Origin of the sequence: Aliiglaciecola sp. M165 (assembly GCF_007197995.1) — a bacterium.
Classification (GTDB): domain Bacteria; phylum Pseudomonadota; class Gammaproteobacteria; order Enterobacterales; family Alteromonadaceae; genus Aliiglaciecola.
Genome location: NZ_VKKH01000007.1, coordinates 320,662 through 338,762, shown reverse-complemented (window position 1 = coordinate 338,762; position 18,101 = coordinate 320,662). Strand labels below are relative to the sequence as shown.

Sequence of the window (18,101 nt, the reverse complement as noted above, 5' to 3'; positions counted from 1 at the left end):
CAGCCAATCATCGGAAACAACAATAGGCTGAACAGCCATTATTTGGGGATTGATAACCATAATGAAGATGTGGTTTGTCAGAAACAAAAAAGGCCAGTCTAATTGACTGGCCTTGATTGACTTATTTGGTGGAGCTGGCGGGTTTACAAAATACATCCATGTATTTTGCCTTCTACCAATTCTTTCCATTGTTAGTTAATTGCACTGATATCGCCCCGTCTCCACTTTTGAAATAGGAAGATTCAACTGACGTTACCAATGGTGGTGTTTGGAAACAAGTTGAGGAATTCCAGTATATTTGAGCTGTTCCATAAGTAATTGATGTGGTTGGAGAAAGCTTAATTCGTCCCATCGAATTAGAAGGCATCATCGCCCCCGCATCCAGTTTTGGTGAGTTGGAATTATTGAAAACCCCACTGTAACTTTCAGGAGATGCGTTAGTTTCCAAACCATTAGAATCCAGAAAATATGAAGGCCGGTAGAAAAAGCTAATTGGAGCTTCCGAAGTGTTAGTCACTAGTATATTTGAATATCGATATGTATTTAGCCAAATATGTGCAATATTTTCAAATGCAGCATAAAACACTGGAGTAGATGGCGTCACAAAGGTGTGAGTTGAAGCGTCGTATTCTACTAAGTTATTTTCTAAGTCATAAATGTACTCTGTACCAGCACAAGCCTCTGTGTCTATCTCAAAAGCGCTACTATGAGTTGCAATAAATAATAATGCACAAAACAATGATTTTCTCACTAGATTTCCTTACCGAAATGGTTGTTAAATAGCTCATCTACAAAAAAGGCCAGTCTAATTGACTGGCCTTGATTGACTTATTTGGTGGAGCTGGCGGGAACTTAACCTGAAACTTAATTGTTTGATAAATATGGAATATTAAATCAAAGATATCTCTCTGTACCACGACATGTACCACGATAATTGTATCTGACAAAATTTGGTTAATTAGTCTGTATGAAGAATATTATTCCAGACATTTTTAATTTGCGGTATCTGAACTTTTTCTCAAACTTTTTAATTAATACTGTACCTTTTTGGATACGATGTATATGGTAAATAAATGTGCCATGGGTTTATTTCGGCTTTCGACCCAAAGCGGACGTTCGAGCTTTTTCACTAACCCCGATTATCGAGACGTTCTGTGCCCAGGATGAATGGTTGAGATTAGATATGAAGAATCAAGAAAAAGTTATTGTTTCTGAGCATGTGCTCGAATTAAGGCATCACGCAACGGGTAGATTTCTCGACGTTAGAGGTTATGTAGCTGATCACATCAAAGGGGCAGAACTTTTCCCACATTGGCAGATTGACTCCAATGTCGTTAATTTCCGGGATGCACCACAAAAACCAGAGAAGGTTGGTGCATTTGCTGGGTTCAAGTCGGCAGGCTTGTTTGTTTATGACCCGGATACGAGAAACTTTTTCGAAGATAAAGCTGGCAAGTTTTGGAAAACTCTGTCGAAAAATCAATTTTATACCGTTCCGGGTATCACTAGGTTTGGATGCAGGACTAAAGTTTTCCTTAATAGCGAGAAAAAATTCGAAGAAATTAATTCTATCCTGTATTCGAAGTTCTTTACTGATGATTTTAAGAATCTGATAGGTGAAAAAGAAAAGGATCTTCAAGTCGTAATTGAGCTTGTTGTCGGGGAGCTCGAACTAAGAGTTACATGCGGCCCTATTCATAAGGATGAAGCAAGTAGATACTTTAGCTTTCAATCCGACCATTTTTCGGATACGGGGATATTTCTTGATATAGATGTGTATAAAACAAAAAATGTTTCACATGCTGATGTTCTTTCGCTAACTAAAAAGGCCATGAAGCTATCATGGGATAAAATTGACAGCTTTGTTAGTAGGGTAGGTCTGTAATGGCTATACGGCGAAGCGAAGGAATTAGTAATAGCTCCACAGAAGAGTCCGCAACTCATGCACCATCTTCCGCTGTTGCGCAAGACTATGACCAAGGGCATAGAACTGGAGATTTACGACAAATACAAAGTGAATATCGCAGTAATGCTCAGTCAAAAAAAGCTGAGGGGCTAGATACTGGCGCTCTTTTGCCGAAAGATATGACTGTAAAATTGGTTCGAGCTGAAGCTGCGAATTGGGAGACGCTTTTGCAATGTTTGTTTTCAGTTACGTTAACTCTGTTTGGATTGTTTCTGGGGGCTTGGGTTTCGAGTACAAATGACGATGTAAGTTTCACCTCCTTAGAGGTTGTGGCGACATTATCATTTGGAGTTTTGTCATTTGGGCTGATTTTTATATGGGTAATACTAAAAATCAGGCAGTCTAAGCATGGCATTAAGGTGCCTTACGATATATTGAGCCAATTCTCAGAAGGTGGCACAGAACAAGGTCCTCCAAAGGATTCATAAATGCACCTTTGAGTACGGCGTTAACGTCTTCTCCTGGGCGAAACCAGATTTAGATGCTTGTGGTAATCTGAAAAGTTAAGGTCCGATTAGTGCATTGACGGATCAGTGGCTTTGTAAAGCAGACATTTAATCCTTTTCATGAAAACATAGAACTTGTGTTTTTCAGAGGAAACGAGTGTTACTGTTAAATCTCAGCAATAAACTGTAAGTAAAAACAAGAGTTACTCTATAAATCCAATGAGAATAGGCGAATTTGTCACAGAATTTTTTGGTGGTGTTTTTATTGGCTCAAGACATAACTATGTAGACCTATTTGTTCTGAACTCTGGTTCTTATCAACCGGAAGAACTAAAAATCATTAAAAATATTCTATCAAAATTAGACGAACCAGTAGCAATTGATGTAGGTGCAAATACAGGTCATCATTCCCTTTTTATGTCACAATTCTGCTCTGTAGTGCATTGTTTTGAACCTGAAAGTGAGAATTATCGTTTTTTAGTTCGAAATTCTTTGGTTAACCGCGCTTCTCTAGTATTAAACAATTGTGCATTGAGCGATTTTAGCGGGTCACAAACTCTTTGGCTTGACAAGTTTAATAATGGAAAGCACTCATTGTTCCGGGAACATGTAAATGCTCAAGGTAAGACTCAAATGGTCGAAGTACAGACTTTAGATGAATACTGTAAAGAAAATAGAGTCAACAACATCAGTTTTATAAAAATTGACGTTGAAGGTGCAGAGGCATCTGTGATTAAAGGGGCGAGAGAAATAGTATATCGCGATAAGCCAGTTATATTGTTTGAAGTTACTCCTACTTCAATAACAAATGGTATAGAGAAAGCGATGGCTGAATTAAGCTTTTACAAATATATCTACTACCATTTCAAAGATAACACAGTGACTGAGTCATGTAGTTTACATAATTGTCATGCTGTGTTAGCAATTTCGAAAAAGTGATAACGATGGATATAGAATCAGGTCGGCTACAAGCGCTATTACAGGAAGAAAGTGAATTGCGTAATGAAATCGCTCGAATTCAGGAGTCACAGAGAAAGATGGTGTTTTCATCTCTAGCGTCGTCCGGCGGTATATTATCTTTTATCACGGTTACAACTGGGATTTTTAAAGACGACATCCAACGAATAGTTGATATTGCTGTACCATTAACTATGGGGTTGTCATTAATATTCACGATGATATTTGTTGTTTATATCGGCCTGTATTTTGGAATACTAAGACTATCTCAATACTGCTTTGATGTTGTTTATCCAAATATCAATAAGATCTTATGTAATGAAGACAATAAAGTATTTCAATGGGAGCAACACCTTAGAAAGGATAAAAGAAGTAAGTTTTTAGATTGGGTGACCATAGCGCTACATGCTGCTGGAGAAGCGGGGAGTCTTTTTCTGTTGATTATAATGTATCAAGCGGCATGGGTCTTTCTTTTGAACTATTCTGGCCAATCGTTGCTGACCGGCCACTGGATATTTCTCGGCGCTGAAACAGCCGTTCTTGCTGTAATTCTTTTACTTGGGATTCGAGTTATTGCTTTATCAAGCAGGTCTGTGAAAGAACTTGAAGTTATCACTAACAAGTCAATTTCACCGGCCCCTAAAGCGGCGGATGATTGAAGCGTTGAAGATCTGCTCTTTGTCTCAACCAGTCATTGGAAGTAAAAGACTGAATGTCTGCTAATGGCCGAATACTACCTAACTTGATAGACGGCTTAGTACGTAGAACGGACATTTAATATTTTTTCCTATGAAAACACTGAACATGTTTTTTCAGTGGAAACAGGTGCTACTATGAAGTCTCAGCAATAAGCTAGCAGACTTTAAAAGAAAACTATGGATATTTTAAATAATGCGTGGGTAGTAGGTATCGGAGGAGGAATTCTTAGCGGCCTACTCGTAACCCTAATTACGCGCTATATTTTTTCGAAAAAAGACAACAAAGAGTACATTCAAAAACTGGCTACCGTAAATCGCGAGGTGGTGTACGCCCTACGCCCAGGTATATCAGAAGGTCATATACCTGATGAAGAAGTGCTTTCATCTCTAATTAACGCTACAGCTAGAAAATACAAGGTTACGCGCGATGATGTGTTTAGGCCAAAGCAGATTGCTGAGGAGCTAATTAAAGAGATAATGGACTCAAGTTTCATATCATCAGAAACAAAAAAGAACTACTGTGAAACATTGGCCCATTTAATTTCTAAGAAAGAAGAAGTTGAAGATGTTCTGAGCAACTCTTCTGCCGAAAATCTAGAAAGAAAAATATCTGAATCTGATTACAGAAGTCGATTGGTGGCAAGAATGAGTTCTATTTTGGGTTTGACTGCTGCTATGGGAACTATGACTGTTGTACTGCTGCGAGACCTTGGTGCCATCAACGATGGTGGATTCTCGAAATTGTTTGATATCGCAGCGCCAGGATTTACCGTTGTATTTGCCACAATGGTAGCGATGATGGCTATGGTTTTGACCATGAAGCTCAAAACTCTAAGAAACGAAAGTCAGGACAATGACAGTGAAAAATCTAAGAAATAACTTGAGCGGTCCCGCTGCAGCTCGCGCGGTTAGCTAGGCGTTGAACGTCCGTTCGTTGTCTGAAACTGACCATGGTAAGATGATCGATGAGCGACCGTTAATCGCTCTTATTTGTTGGTCGAGCATAATGTCCGCTATTGGCCGAAGCATGACTGACAAGTTCGAGCATAACCAGTAAGCAGAATGCTAGTGATTAAACGATCTCTTTGAACGTGAAGCTGACGCTAATATTTTTTCCCCTGAAAACACAGAGCATGGTTTTTCACAGAAAGCGGGTGTTGCTATGAACACTCAGTCACAAGTTGTTAGTTTTAAAGAAGAAGGATTCATTAACTTGCAAAAAATGATAGACGGTAATGCTGATGACAGCATTTTTGGGCAAATGACATCAAGCGGCCCCAGCAAAGAAAAACTAAACCAAGTTTTTATGAAGCAAAACGTATATGGCGAGAGGCTAGATATAATCCATGAGGTATGCAGTAAGCATATAGATGAAGTTCATCTACAAAATGATTTACTCGATAGACATAGGTTATCGCCTGCAGGGTGGACTTTAGAATATCGCCCTTTGAGCCAAGACAACTTTTATGCTCATGCAAGCCGAATTGATAATGGTGACAATAATTATGAAATTAGTTATAGCCTAGGCATACCGGCAATTTTACTCTCAATAGGAATAGAGCTTGATTCTGAATCGCCAATTTCTCAATATAATATGTCTAGCCAAAATTCAATAAATAACTGGTTTCCCCACATAGAAAAAAGGGTGGAAGTTTCAGAGAAAACAATAAATTTGGTATTAGATGCATGTTTGTTAATCTATTTTCATGAAGTCTGTCACGTCATCTTTGGTCATTGTAAGTATAAAGAAAATAATAACAATGAAGCTAGAGCTCTCGAAATGGATGCTGATTTTAACGCTGGCTCTATGTTTGGACTCTGTATCAGAGGGTTTTCTGAAATCGGAAGAAAATTTGAATCAGGTGTTGATACTTTAGAACGTATAGTTAATGCCGGATTTTTAGCTGGTGTTGCTTTTAAAGCCTTATCTAGTCGAAGTGAGATATATCATCAACCAACAACCAGAGTGATGAGTTTTTATGGAGGCTGCATTAGTTCATTAACGCATATTAATGAATTGCAAGACTTTGAGAGTATCCAGGATGGTGATGATTTCTATGGTGACTTTATTACCAAATCAAGAAAAAAATTATTAGCTTCATTAAGAAGTTCATCACTCCGATATTTTGCAGGAACTGAAGAAGATTTTGAGAATGATTACAAAGAACTGATGGGCACAACGGCTCCATTGAGAGACAACCTTAAGGACGGAGTTTTGAGTAAGTTACAAGTTCCGGTAATGAGACGAACCTAACAATAAAATCCTGGTGACACCTTCGACAGCCTGATCTTGGCGTTGAATTGTAATCCCCCCAAAAAGTCGGAGCAGTTTTAAGTAGAAATTCCCGTTAAACTAAAACGAAGGAGTTTTTATGCGTAAATCGAGATATACCGACAGTCAAATCTTAGCGATATTGAAACAGAATGAAACTGGCGTAGCTGTTTCTGATCTTTGCCGTGAACATGGCATGAGTTCAGCACAGTTTTATAAATGGCGTGCCAAGTTCGGGGGGATTACAGTGCCACTGTCGTCATGTTGCTTGAACAATGCCTGCCATTGATGTGTTGATCGCTTTACCACGTCAAAGTCTCCTGATGGTTAAAATCAAGAGTTTGGCGTTGCTAAATTCAGATGGTTAGGTGCTAGTTTATTTCTATCTGGGAGGCTAGGAGATTAGTAGTGATTAAGACAAATGAGTGCTGTTTAAATATGCTCCTGTTGTAATTATGAAAAATCGCACTAAACTGAATAAGAAATTTCACTATCGAGATAAAAACAAATTGGACAGGGACTGTTTTATGCTTAAAGCTTTTGCTCGCTTTTCAACTACCGCCGCTTTTTTATTCATTAGTAACCACACATTCGCATTTGATTTACCCAGTGAACCTTACTCTACCTGCGAAGCTTTAGGTCCAGCAGGACATTACAACGGATTCTTTTTTCAAGACTTTAGTTCACACGGCTCTTTTACAGGCGGGCGGCTGGCGGTCGGTCGGCACATCGAAATGTCGGAATACGAGTTCGGCGAGGACTTAGCAATTCAAGATAGTGACGTAAGCTTAGTTGTGGGTGGAAGTTTGGAAATTGAAGAGGGAAGAATTTTCAATGGCAGCGTCGTCGCAAAATCATCAATTTCAATTGTCGAGAGAAGCGATAGCAATTCAGTTCGTTTAAAAACAAACTTAGCAAGTATTATTTCAACCCGTTTCGAATACATAGCCTTCAATTTCTACCCAAAAAGTTGGCAGAGATCAAAGTCCTAAACTTGTCTTTAAAAAAATTATCAAGGATGTACTAAGATGCGTAATTCTTTCTATACTATTTTTCTTCTGCTCTTCTCTTTCTCAGTTAACTCAACTGTTTGTGATATCGACCATGACGGTGATATCGACTTCTTAGATATAAGGTCAATTGTAGATGACCTGGTTACTAATTCAGGGAGAGTTACAGAGGGCGTGTTTCCCGGAGACCTGAGGGATGCGGATTTCGATGGTATTATCACCACTGCTGACGTAAATATCTGCATCGACCTCTGTACAGTACCTAACTCCTTGTGTGCGAGTCCTAGTGCTGTGTCTCCACCAGAATTTGCAGGAGATACTGCGTTAATAGGTTTCGAAGGACAAACCTTTATTTATCCCTTACAAATTAACTCAGATAGCCCTTATACATTGGAGCTGTTAAGTGCACCAGATGGAATGGTGTTAGATACGACCACAGAAACAATTATTTGGGACGATGTGATTGAAGGTCAATTTAGTTTCGAAATCAAAGCTTCGGTGTCAGAAACAGTATTTACTTCACAAATCTTTCAACTAAATATCATCGATGGTGAACCCAGTCACGAAGGTAGTGACTTTTGGTTAGGGTTTGGCAGCAATGCAAACAATTATACTGACGGTCATTTGTTCCTTTACGTTTCCTCTCAAACCGATACACAAGGTCTTGTCGACATACCGTTGCTCGGGCTTTCATTTCCTTTTTCTGTAAGCGCGGGTGTTACCGAAAAAATTGAGTTGCCAGTAGATTTGAGAACGGATTCCAATAGTCCCGCTAGGATCATTTCGGATAAAGGTATCCATGTAACAACTGATGACAACGTCGTGTTGTATGCTCTTAATCAACTGGAATTTTCAACTGACGGATTCCTGGTCTTTCCAACTGAAACATTAGGCAACGACTATCGGGTAATGTCGTACGATGGTGGGCAAGTGTATTTTGTGGCAACACAAGATAATACCACTGTTGATTTTACCTTTTCTGAGACGGTTAAACTTTTACGAGACGGAAATCTCGGAAATACCACTATTTTTACGGAAGGTCAGATTTTCACAGAAGTTTTAAATGCCGGCCAAATTTACACTTTAGAAGCAAATCTATTTGTAGACAACACTATCACCGGTTCAAAAATTGTCAGTGACAAGCCAATCGCCGCTTTTTCCGGTAATCAATGTATCAATGTTCCGTCAGGCAAATCCGCGTGTGACCACTTGGTTGAACAACTTCCCGCGTCGCATTACTGGGGAACGACTTATTACACAGTGCCTTTGGCGGAGCGTTTTGGTGGCGACATTATTAGAATTGTTGCAGATTTTGATAACACGCATGTTGTCGTCAATGGTGAATTAATAGGTGTGCTTGATGCGGGGGAATGGATTGAAGATTCGATTAGTGAATCCAGTATAATAAAGGCATCTCACCCGGTTTTAGTTGCTCAGCTTTCAAAAGGCGCTTCAGTTGATTTTGCTGAAAATGAGATGTTAGGTGACCCAGCGATGATATTGCTCTCGCCTGTTGAGCAATATGTGAGTCGATACCAATTCACTACAACAGATTTAAGGATTGATTTTAACTATGTCAATCTCATTGCAACTATGGATGTCATTGGTGCAATGACAATCGACGGGATATCTGTCGACGCGTCTCTCTTCACTACGATAAATGGAACGGACTATTTAGGGGCACAGCTGTTAGTTTCTGAGGGCTCTCATACTATCGAATCTAACGAACCTTTTGGGGCATCAATATATGGGTTTGGTGCATTTGACTCTTATGGATATCAAGGCGGTATCAGGCTTCCAAGATATACCGAGCAAGCCAATCTAACGCTAGTAGAAAACCCTGCAGAAGGCATTAAGGGACAAGAGGCCTGTTTTGATATCCGATTAAGTAACGGCAATCTGCCAATTGTAAATGGTCGGGTGGATGTATTTACACAAAACGCAGCGCAAGAAATCTATCATTACTTTGCCAATGAACTAGGTGTAATAACACACTGCCATGTTGGACTGGAGGCGATTGCAGAGACATTGACGTTCAAGTCGCAAGCACTAGAAATCCAGGCAGTAGTGCAATGGCAAACTGATAACGCAGGCACCTCTTTTGAACCGGTCATTGTGTCGAACCCCGTCACAACTGCTAAAGTGGGCGATTCCTACCTGTATGATGTCCTTGCCATCGATTCCAATGAAGGTGATGTGCTGCTTCTTGAACTGTTAGACGGGCCAAGTGGCATGGTCGTAAACGGCCAAGAATTGACATGGCAACCAACGGAATTAGACGTTGGTGTCCACAATGTTGAACTGTCTATTTCTGATCAGAGTGGATTAAGTAGCACGCAAACATTTGAAATTTCGGTTGTGATAGGAAATCAAAATCCAACTTTTGAGACGCGTTTTGATAATTACTTAGTTTTTACAGGTCGATTTTATCAAAATTTCATAACCCCGTCCGACCCTGATGGTGATGTGGTGTATTGCGAAATGCTCGATAATCCGTTGTATGGACCTAAAAACAACACAAATATTCCACAGACGTGTAATACGATACTAACCTTTTTAGCTTCTGAAGATGATATTGGCGTTTATCCAGTGACTGTTCGTTTTTACGATAGGACAGGCGGGGAAACCTTTGAAACCTTTACCATTGAAGTGCGCAAAAACAATCGACCGGAGCTAATCGCTAACCCCGCACCCTTTGCTAAAGTTGGGACGCCTTACAGCTATCAAATTGAGGTTCAGGATATTGATGGGGATGAATTAAGCTATGCTGTTTCGGTGTTTATTGCTGGGACGAATTCACCAACTAGCCTCAAAGATTTGGCTATTGACCCACAAACAGGCGTTGTTACCTTTACACCCACAGCAGACCAAGTAGGGGAGTATGATATTCATGTCTTCGTGACAGATGCTGCGACCGATGTGAACAGTCGTTTTATCTACACGGTAAAAATATCAGCTCAAGATCAACCAGTTAGTGCCCAACTAGAAATCACCCCACAATTTGCTGCACCAGGAGAGGAGATTACGATTAAATCTTCGTTATTCGGAGCATCGGGATTTATTGATTACGCATTGACTATTGATGGCATTCCACTTGTGGTGGATGACAATGGAGAAGCCACGTTAAACGCACCCAATGATGTCGGTATTTACCCTGTATCATTGACTGCCACGGATGACATTGGTCAAGTTGCTTTGGTTGAATCGTACTTGTCAGTGAAAGACGGTTCGGACACTGTTCCCCCTGTAGCACGTATCGACTCTCCTGTTTCTAGCGATATTGTGAGTGCATTAACACAGGTTCGTTTAACGGCTCAGGATGATGATCTGGTTGAGTGGGGCTTGTACCTGTTGTCGGTCAGCGATATAGAAAGTCCTACATTGCTTGTATCAGGACAAACACCATTGAACAACGCCGTAGCTTATGAATTTGACCCCAGCATGCTGACTAACGGGCTATATAAATTGCAATTAAATGTCACCGATGCCAGTGGGTTGATAAGCTCCGACACAATTGATGTGCAGCTGGATGGCGATCTAAAAGTTGGAAACTTCACCTATACGGTCAATGAATTCACAATCCCGTTAGCTGGTTTGCCCATCTCCATTAATCGCACCTATGACTCTCGCAGAAAATCAGAGCTAGGTGACTTTGGGTATGGTTGGAATCTCGATTACAACTTAGTGAAAACTGAAAAAAGTCGCGCGCTAGGGTTAGGGTGGCAACTAAACGAATATGTCACTGGTCCTTTGGGGACACTAAGAGAATATTGTGTGGAACCGCAAGGTGATATTTTGGTAAACGTGACGTTACCTAATGATGATGTTGAACAGTTTAAGGTTAAAGCCTCACCAGAGTGCAACCAAAATGTCCCACTCTTGGATGTCGAATTAGTGTTTGAGCCTGTGGGTGATACACAATCAACATTAGCACTTGAAGAATCGCGCCAGGTTCGGCTTGTTAACGGCCAATTAGAAGTTCTTGGCACCAACGAAGTGTTTGACGAAAATGACCTCGTGCTTACAACGCGCGAAGGGTATGTATATAATTTTACAGCCAATGACGACGTTACACTCATAACAGACCCTAATGGCAATACGCTTACCTTCTCAGAAACCGGCATTACACATTCTAGCGGGAAGGAAATTGCCTTTTCACGCCGTTCAAATGGAGTGATTAGTTCGATTAGACGGCCTGACAGACAAAGCTACAGCTACGCATATAATTCTAGTTTCGATTTAATTAGGGCCTCTGCGCGAGAGGGACTATTTGAAGATTACACCTACAATTATGTTCACGGTTTGTTAACCATCAACGATTCCCAAGGTAATCGTAAAGTTCGCAATGTATATGACGACGATGGCCGTCTTATTGCGCAAGAGGATAACGAAGGCAACCGAACCAGCTTTACCCATGATTTAGCGGGCAGAGAGTCGGTTGTAACAGATCGCAACGGAAATATTACGTTCTACTATTATGATGAGCGTGGAAATGTCACCAGTATGGTTGATGCACTAAATCAAGTGTCCACCTATACCTATGATGCAAATGACAATCAACTAACTGAAACCGACCCGCTTGGCAATGTGACAACGCGGACATTCAGTGCAAATAATGACGTCTTGAGTGTTACAGACCCTGAAGGGAGTACCGTGAGTTACACCTACAATGTGCGAGGGCAGGAAGTCACCATTACTGATGCAAACGGTAATCAATACATTAATTCCTATGATGGGGTTGGTAATTTGTTATCGGTACTCGATCCCCAAAGTAACTTGGCTGGCAACAATATTAACGCCAGGGGGTTAGTGGAGTTGACTCAAGACATGTTGGGTAATCAAACCACTTATACCTTTGATACAGATGGCAATAAACTCACGCAAACAGACCCGCTTGGAGTGGTCACCACATTTACCTATGACGACGATAATCGCGTTGAAACCGAAACCATGCAGCGCAGAGACGGCACAGGGCAATTAGTAACTGACGTTGTCGATTATGATTATGATAGAAACGGACGTTTAATCCGCTCAGATGATAATTTGGGTTTGATTGAAAGCATGGGCTACGACACCCTTGGCAATCAAACCTTCGAATATGATGGTCTGGTATCTCGCAATTTTGAATACGATGTTTACAACCGTTTGACGAAAACACGTCATGGCGATGGCAGCGAAGAAACATCTACTTATGACCCCGAAGGCAATAAGCTTACTGATACAGACCGCAATGGCAACGTCACCACTTATGAATATGACGCGTTAAACCGGATGGTCAAAACCACGCACCCTGATGGTTCGTTTATTGAAGTGGAATATGACGCAGCAGGTAGGGTTACCAGAGAAGTGGACGAGCGCGGCAATGCAACAGAGTACGGTTATGACAAAGCGGGTCGCCGCACTAGCATGACAGACGCTCAGGGCAATGAATTCACTTATGTGTTTGACCCTCAAGGTAATTTGACGAGTGAAACGGATGCGTTGGGCCGTCTGACGACTTACACCTATGACGAGCTGGACAGGCGTACATCTATGACCTTGGCCGATACCACACAAATGAGTGATGCCTTTGATGCGCTGGGGCGAAACATAGGAAAAACTGACCAGGCCAACAAAACGACTACCTATGAATACGACCCTTTAGGACGCTTGATAAAAGTCACCGATGCGTTGGGTCAGATTACTCAGTACCAGTATGATGAAGCAGGCAACAAAGTTGCTCAAATCGATGCAGAGGGCCGCACAACCAAGTGGGAGTATGACCAACGAGGTCGAGTCATCGCCCGCGAGCTTCCGCTAGGTCAACGTGAAAGCTTTATCTATGATTTGGCAGGTAACGTTACTAGTCATACCAACTTTAACGGTCAAACATTGACCTATACCTATAATCCTCAGACAGGCCGTTTAACCAGTGTGACAGGCTCGGGTATAAACGAATCTTATCAATATGATGCATATGGCAATCGCATAGTTTCGCAAAACTATGTGGGTCGTTACGACTATGAATACGATACGCGCCATCGTTTGATAAAAGAAACGCAACCTGATGGTACGGTGCTTAATTACGGCTATGACGAGGTAGGCAATAAGACTACCTTTACTGTTGAGTACAAAAACGGCGATACGCGCACCGAGTTGTATGCTTATGATAGCCTCAATCGATTGCTTTCTGTGACCGACAATCAAGCCCAAACGACGACCTTTGAATATGATGTAGTCGGCAATCAGACTCACATTCGTTATCCCAATGGATTGGTTAGCGTTTCAGTGTTTGATGAGCTGAACCGCGTCACTTCGATTACCACCTTGGATGCGGCTGAAAATGTTTTAACAAGCTACGTTTATGGTCTGGATGTGACGGGCAGAAGAGCATCATTAACAGAGCATTCTGGACGCATTAGCACATTTACCTATGATGATGTCTATCGCTTAACGAATGAAGCCATTGTTGACCCAGTGAATGGCGACCACACAAGTGCATACATATACGACATGGTAGGCAATCGTACTCAGAGCACAGTGAATGGCATTGCGACTGGGTTTACCTATGACAATAACGATAGGCTGGTTAGCCAGGGCGCGTTTTCGTACACCTATGATGAGCAAGGCAATATGCTCACTGAAACTGATGGCATAACAACCAAAACTTATGGCTATGACGCCAATCAGAGGATGATTTCTTTTAATGATGGTAGCCAATCCGCCACTTATCAATACAACCCCGATGGTATCCGTGTAGCCAAAAGTGTTGATACTACTGACACTTTCTTCTTGGTAGATTCAAATCGCGACTATGCGCAAGTGATTGCCGAGCAAGACAGTAGCGATGCGATTGGCAAAGAATATGTCTTTGGAAGCGACTTGATATCGCAAAATACTGCTGCCGACACGCATTTCTATCATTACGATAGCTTGGGCACAACACGCAATTTGTCTGACAGTTCGGCTGCGATAACCGACTCGTACTTCTACGAAGCGTTTGGGGTATTGTTGGCAACTGATGGCTCAGCGGATAATGATTATCGGTATACCGGTGAGCAGTTTGATACCGAATTAGATAACTATTACCTAAGAGCGCGTTATTACGACCAGAATGTGGGTCGGTTTACGCAGATGGATGAATGGATGGGCAAGGCATGTACGCCTATTACACTAAATAAATATATTTATGGCGATGCAGATCCGATTAACGGAATAGACCCATCTGGATACTTCACGGTCAAAAGTCTTATGACAGGACTTAATGTTGTTGCAAGAGGCACAACTCGTTCAATAGGATCATCAGCTAGTTTCTTGATTAGAGGCTCTAAAGGACAAAAGACTCTTACAAAAGGGATAGGTTGTAAACTAGGTGTAGCCTATTTGAAGCGCAGGTTTGCATCTGAAAGTGTTCATGGGCACCACTCCATTCCAAAAAACTTGGGAGGAGATCCCAAGCAAGCACTGATTTATATTCCATCAACTACTCACCATATGTTTCATTGGGTATTACATGTAATGTTGAAGAATGATCCTGCTTTAAAAGGAATGGGAAACTGGACTAGCAAAGACAACTGGAGTGAAATCTCACGGACCAAAATAGGTAGAAAAAGGTTATACAATCATATTGAAAGAGCTTCTTTAGTCGTCGATAAGTTCTGTAAATTAAAGAAGCCAAACTCCTTGGCTTACTTTGTTCGCAAGAATAAGACGAACTATTTAGGTGGATTAAATTGAATACACAAAAAGTAATAAAGTTTATCGACTCACAGCTGCATTTTTACTTTGACGAGAGCTTCGAAGAGCATGTAGCTAAGTTTGGAATTCAGGAGAATGAACTGAAAGCTTGGCACTTGATATCTAAAGTATTTGAATCTCTTGATATATCTGAATTAGAAAGGGAAAGGAAGTTAATAATTTATAACCTTGTTGAAGAGTCCGTAAATGATTACTTGGCATCGTTGTTTTTAGGAGAACCAGAAATAATAGACCCTGATGATATTGGAACTGAACTTGGAATCGAAAGGCAAAATTACATAGAAGTAATCAAATCAATACCACAACTGATTTTTGAACACAGAAACTTAGTATCAAACTATTTTGGGTGAGAATATATAAAAACGTTTTTAGCACGACCATGTTTAAACATTGTCTTGGTCCAAACCGATATCCTTTCTGGTCCACACGTTTATCACCTTGTGGTCCAAAGTAGGTTCTGTGTCGGTCCAGAAGGGTGGGGTTTTCCAGGTGGATAATCCCTGATTATGGACCACTGTGTGCTAATCGTCTGTGACACGATAATTATTGACTTGGACCAAGAATTGACATCGGATTGGACCAAGTCAAAAAAAATAATACTTCAGTTGAGTTAATGAATGGCTAATAATTCAAAGGTGTTTGCTAAAAACTAAGTGGTGATCACCGGACGCTTACGAAAGCTCAGTAGCAGTCTAAAAGCTGATCTTTGAACATGTGAGTCTTCGAAACTATCAAGGCTATATTTCTCATCCCGGAGCAATAATATCATTGCTGCTAACGCGTTATATGAGCCTATTTTTTCAATCTTATTAACACGAATATTGCCTGTGTAATCCCCCCATTTTAAGCAGCAGTTATTCGTAGTAATTCTTTAAGCCGCTCTCAATAGTTGTTTGGGTGGTACGCCACCAATTGCCATATTAGGTCGTTCATTGTTGTAAAGCCAGAGCCAGTTTGTTGCTAGCTCTTGCGCTTGCTCAACACTTTCAAACATGTGTAAGTCTAACCATTCATGCCGTGCAGTTCGATTAAACCGTTCAACATACGCATTTTGTGTCGGCTTACCAGGTTGAATATAAAGTATCGTTATCTGATGTTGGTTAGCCCATGTTATCAATTGGCTTGAAATATATTCTGGTCCATTGTCGCAGCGAATTGCAGCAGGTTTACCGCGCCACTCGATAACCTGCTCCAGAGAGCGAATAACCCTCAGACTAGGCATCGATAAATCAACATCAATCGCTAGCGCTTCACGATTGTAATCGTCAATGACATTGAACGTTCGCAATGAACGCCCATCAGCCAAGCTGTCTGACATAAAATCCATCGACCATACTTGATTGATCGTCTGTGGCACACTCAGTGCGTCAGGCTTATCACGTTTTATCCTTCGCTTGGGTTTGATCCTCAGATTCAACTCAAGTTCGCGGTAAATTCGATACACACGTTTATGGTTCCAGCGGAAGCCCTTGACGTTTCGCAGATACAAAAAGCACAGGCCAAACCCCCAACGTCGATGCGTTTCGGTCAGTCGCAGTAACCAGTCCGCTACTTGAGCGTTTTCACCACTCAATCTCGCTTGGTAGTGATAGCAACTGGCACTGATAACCAAGCTCTCACAAGCAAAACGAATGCTGATGTTGTAATGCTTCACAGCACTTTTCGCCATCTCCTTTCGTTGAGATGGCTTTACAACTTTCCCTCAAGTGCATCCTTCCTGATCTGAGATTTAAGACATTCCTCAGCATACATTTTTTTGAGACGATTATTTTCAGCTTCAAGCTCTTTGAGTCGTTTCATCATCGATGCATCCATACCCCCGAACTTGGCACGCCATTTATAAAACTGTGCTGAACTCATGCCATGTTCACGGCAAAGATCAGAAACAGCTACGCCAGTTTCATTCTGTTTCAATATCGCTAAGATTTGACTGTCGGTATATCTCGATTTACGCATAAAAACTCCTTCGTTTTAGTTTAACGGGAATTTCTACTTAAAACTGCTCCGACTTTTTGGAGGGATTACAGGATGTCAACGAACGGTTTCGAATAGATGTCCATAAAAAAACCCTGATAATCACCGTTTTAAATGGCTTTGTCAGGGTTTTCGGTTCTTCTCGAACGTTTATTTGGTGGAGCTGGCGGGGCTCGAACCCGCGTCCAGAAAGCTTCAACCGTTGGTACTACATGCTTATTTTGTCTTTTATTTAACTATGTTGAACTCCGACAAACAGGATTTCTAATAGCTGGCCTGATACTATTTCGCGGTTCAACCTCAGACAAGTTTCCCTCGCTAGTCTATTAGTATGACCTTCCAAACCTTCACGAATAGACGACGGCTGAAGTGGAAGGGCCTATACAGGTTATTAAGCTGCTAGTGCGTAGTTTTCGTCGTTTGCGACTATTTTTTTGCGGCTTTTTAAAGAGGCAAACCGCACCTCTGCATGCACCTCGGGCATCCCGAATCCTGTCGAATCCAAAATCAGCCCCAAGCTTGGTGGTGCATTACGCACCAACCTGGCAATGATAACACATTGCCGTTAAAGAATAATATTGTGCTGAAAAAAAGATTTTCAAGGTAAGTTGAGTACCTAGGTATGTTTTACTGATATTTAGTCTGATTGAGGATATTGGCTAATTCGGATTGTGGTAAACACTGTTCTTGTTTCCATGTATCTTCTAATTTGTCGATAAGGATACTCAGATGAAGTTGTTGAGTCTGTAACTGTTCGATTAACGTTGCGGTTTCAGCTCGTTTTTGTATAAGTCGGTTCATTAATTGCTCATGGTCACAACCTCCTTCACTGTCAATTAATTTAGGTAGTTCATCCAGTGAAAAGCCCAGGCTCTGGCTGAATTTAATCAGTTGTAACCGATCCAATGCATCATTGTCATAGATTCGATAACCACTGGCTCTGCGAGGCACTTTGGGCATCAAGCCTTTTTGTTCGTAGAACCGAATAGTGCTGGTGGGTACGCCACTTTTTGACGCCAGTTCTCCAATACGCATAATTAT

The 18,101-nt window shown here is 41.2% G+C and carries 12 protein-coding genes, 1 other RNA gene and 1 pseudogene; 10 read left to right on the top strand and 4 right to left on the bottom strand.

The window, feature by feature from the left end:
* Positions 1-172: 172 nt before the first annotated feature.
* The gene (locus FM019_RS16105; protein WP_143836976.1) at positions 173-751 is read right to left on the bottom strand and encodes a hypothetical protein; all 579 of its coding nucleotides are present in this window, start codon (positions 749-751) and stop codon (positions 173-175) included.
* Between the two features lie 432 nt (positions 752-1,183).
* Between FM019_RS16105 and FM019_RS16100 the strand changes: the two genes are divergently transcribed.
* The 10 genes and pseudogenes from FM019_RS16100 to FM019_RS16055 all read left to right on the top strand — a co-directional run bounded on the left by FM019_RS16100 (position 1,184) and on the right by FM019_RS16055 (position 15,436).
* Positions 1,184-1,885, top strand: coding sequence for a hypothetical protein (locus FM019_RS16100; RefSeq protein ID WP_143836975.1), 702 nt, complete (start codon positions 1,184-1,186; stop codon positions 1,883-1,885).
* Entirely contained in the window at positions 1,885-2,394 is a 510-nt protein-coding gene (locus tag FM019_RS16095) for a hypothetical protein (RefSeq protein WP_143836974.1), read from the top strand. Before FM019_RS16100 ends, FM019_RS16095 begins: the two co-directional genes overlap by 1 nt.
* 237 nt (positions 2,395-2,631) lie before the next feature.
* Complete coding sequence (locus tag FM019_RS16090) at positions 2,632-3,351, top strand: FkbM family methyltransferase (RefSeq protein ID WP_143836973.1); 720 nt, start codon at positions 2,632-2,634, stop codon at positions 3,349-3,351.
* Between the two features lie 5 nt (positions 3,352-3,356).
* On the top strand, positions 3,357-4,028 hold the full coding sequence (locus FM019_RS16085) for a hypothetical protein (protein ID WP_143836972.1): 672 nt from the start codon (positions 3,357-3,359) through the stop codon (positions 4,026-4,028).
* A 216-nt stretch (positions 4,029-4,244) separates the two neighbouring features.
* A complete protein-coding gene (locus tag FM019_RS16080) occupies positions 4,245-4,946 on the top strand; it encodes a hypothetical protein (protein WP_143836971.1) in 702 nt (233 codons plus the stop codon).
* A gap of 283 nt (positions 4,947-5,229) precedes the next feature.
* On the top strand, positions 5,230-6,321 hold the full coding sequence (locus FM019_RS16075) for a hypothetical protein (protein ID WP_143836970.1): 1,092 nt from the start codon (positions 5,230-5,232) through the stop codon (positions 6,319-6,321).
* A gap of 118 nt (positions 6,322-6,439) precedes the next feature.
* Positions 6,440-6,595, top strand: a pseudogene (locus tag FM019_RS16070) (transposase); the annotation flags it as partial.
* Between the two features lie 271 nt (positions 6,596-6,866).
* Positions 6,867-7,331 (top strand): collagen-binding domain-containing protein, encoded by a 465-nt coding sequence (locus FM019_RS16065; RefSeq protein WP_185969316.1) that lies wholly within the window; start codon positions 6,867-6,869, stop codon positions 7,329-7,331.
* 36 nt (positions 7,332-7,367) lie between these two features.
* Entirely contained in the window at positions 7,368-15,065 is a 7,698-nt protein-coding gene (locus tag FM019_RS16060; RefSeq protein ID WP_143836968.1) for an RHS repeat-associated core domain-containing protein, read from the top strand.
* On the top strand, positions 15,062-15,436 hold the full coding sequence (locus FM019_RS16055; RefSeq protein ID WP_143836967.1) for a hypothetical protein: 375 nt from the start codon (positions 15,062-15,064) through the stop codon (positions 15,434-15,436). The genes FM019_RS16060 and FM019_RS16055 overlap by 4 nt, the downstream gene beginning before the upstream one ends.
* A 521-nt stretch (positions 15,437-15,957) precedes the next feature.
* On the opposite strand, the gene FM019_RS16050 is transcribed toward FM019_RS16055, so the two are convergent.
* The 3 genes from FM019_RS16050 to FM019_RS16040 all read right to left on the bottom strand — a co-directional run bounded on the left by FM019_RS16050 (position 15,958) and on the right by FM019_RS16040 (position 18,095).
* Positions 15,958-17,042, bottom strand: a protein-coding gene (locus tag FM019_RS16050; RefSeq protein ID WP_143836966.1) for an IS3 family transposase whose coding sequence is annotated in 2 segments (ribosomal slippage) — positions 15,958-16,781 and positions 16,781-17,042 — 1,086 coding nt in all. Because the reading frame shifts where the segments join, the coding sequence is not laid out codon by codon here.
* A 173-nt stretch (positions 17,043-17,215) separates the two neighbouring features.
* Positions 17,216-17,575, bottom strand: a transfer-messenger RNA (tmRNA) gene (gene ssrA / locus FM019_RS16045).
* 112 nt (positions 17,576-17,687) lie between these two features.
* Positions 17,688-18,095, bottom strand: coding sequence for a MerR family transcriptional regulator (locus tag FM019_RS16040; RefSeq protein ID WP_143836965.1), 408 nt, complete (start codon positions 18,093-18,095; stop codon positions 17,688-17,690).
* Positions 18,096-18,101: the final 6 nt, after the last annotated feature.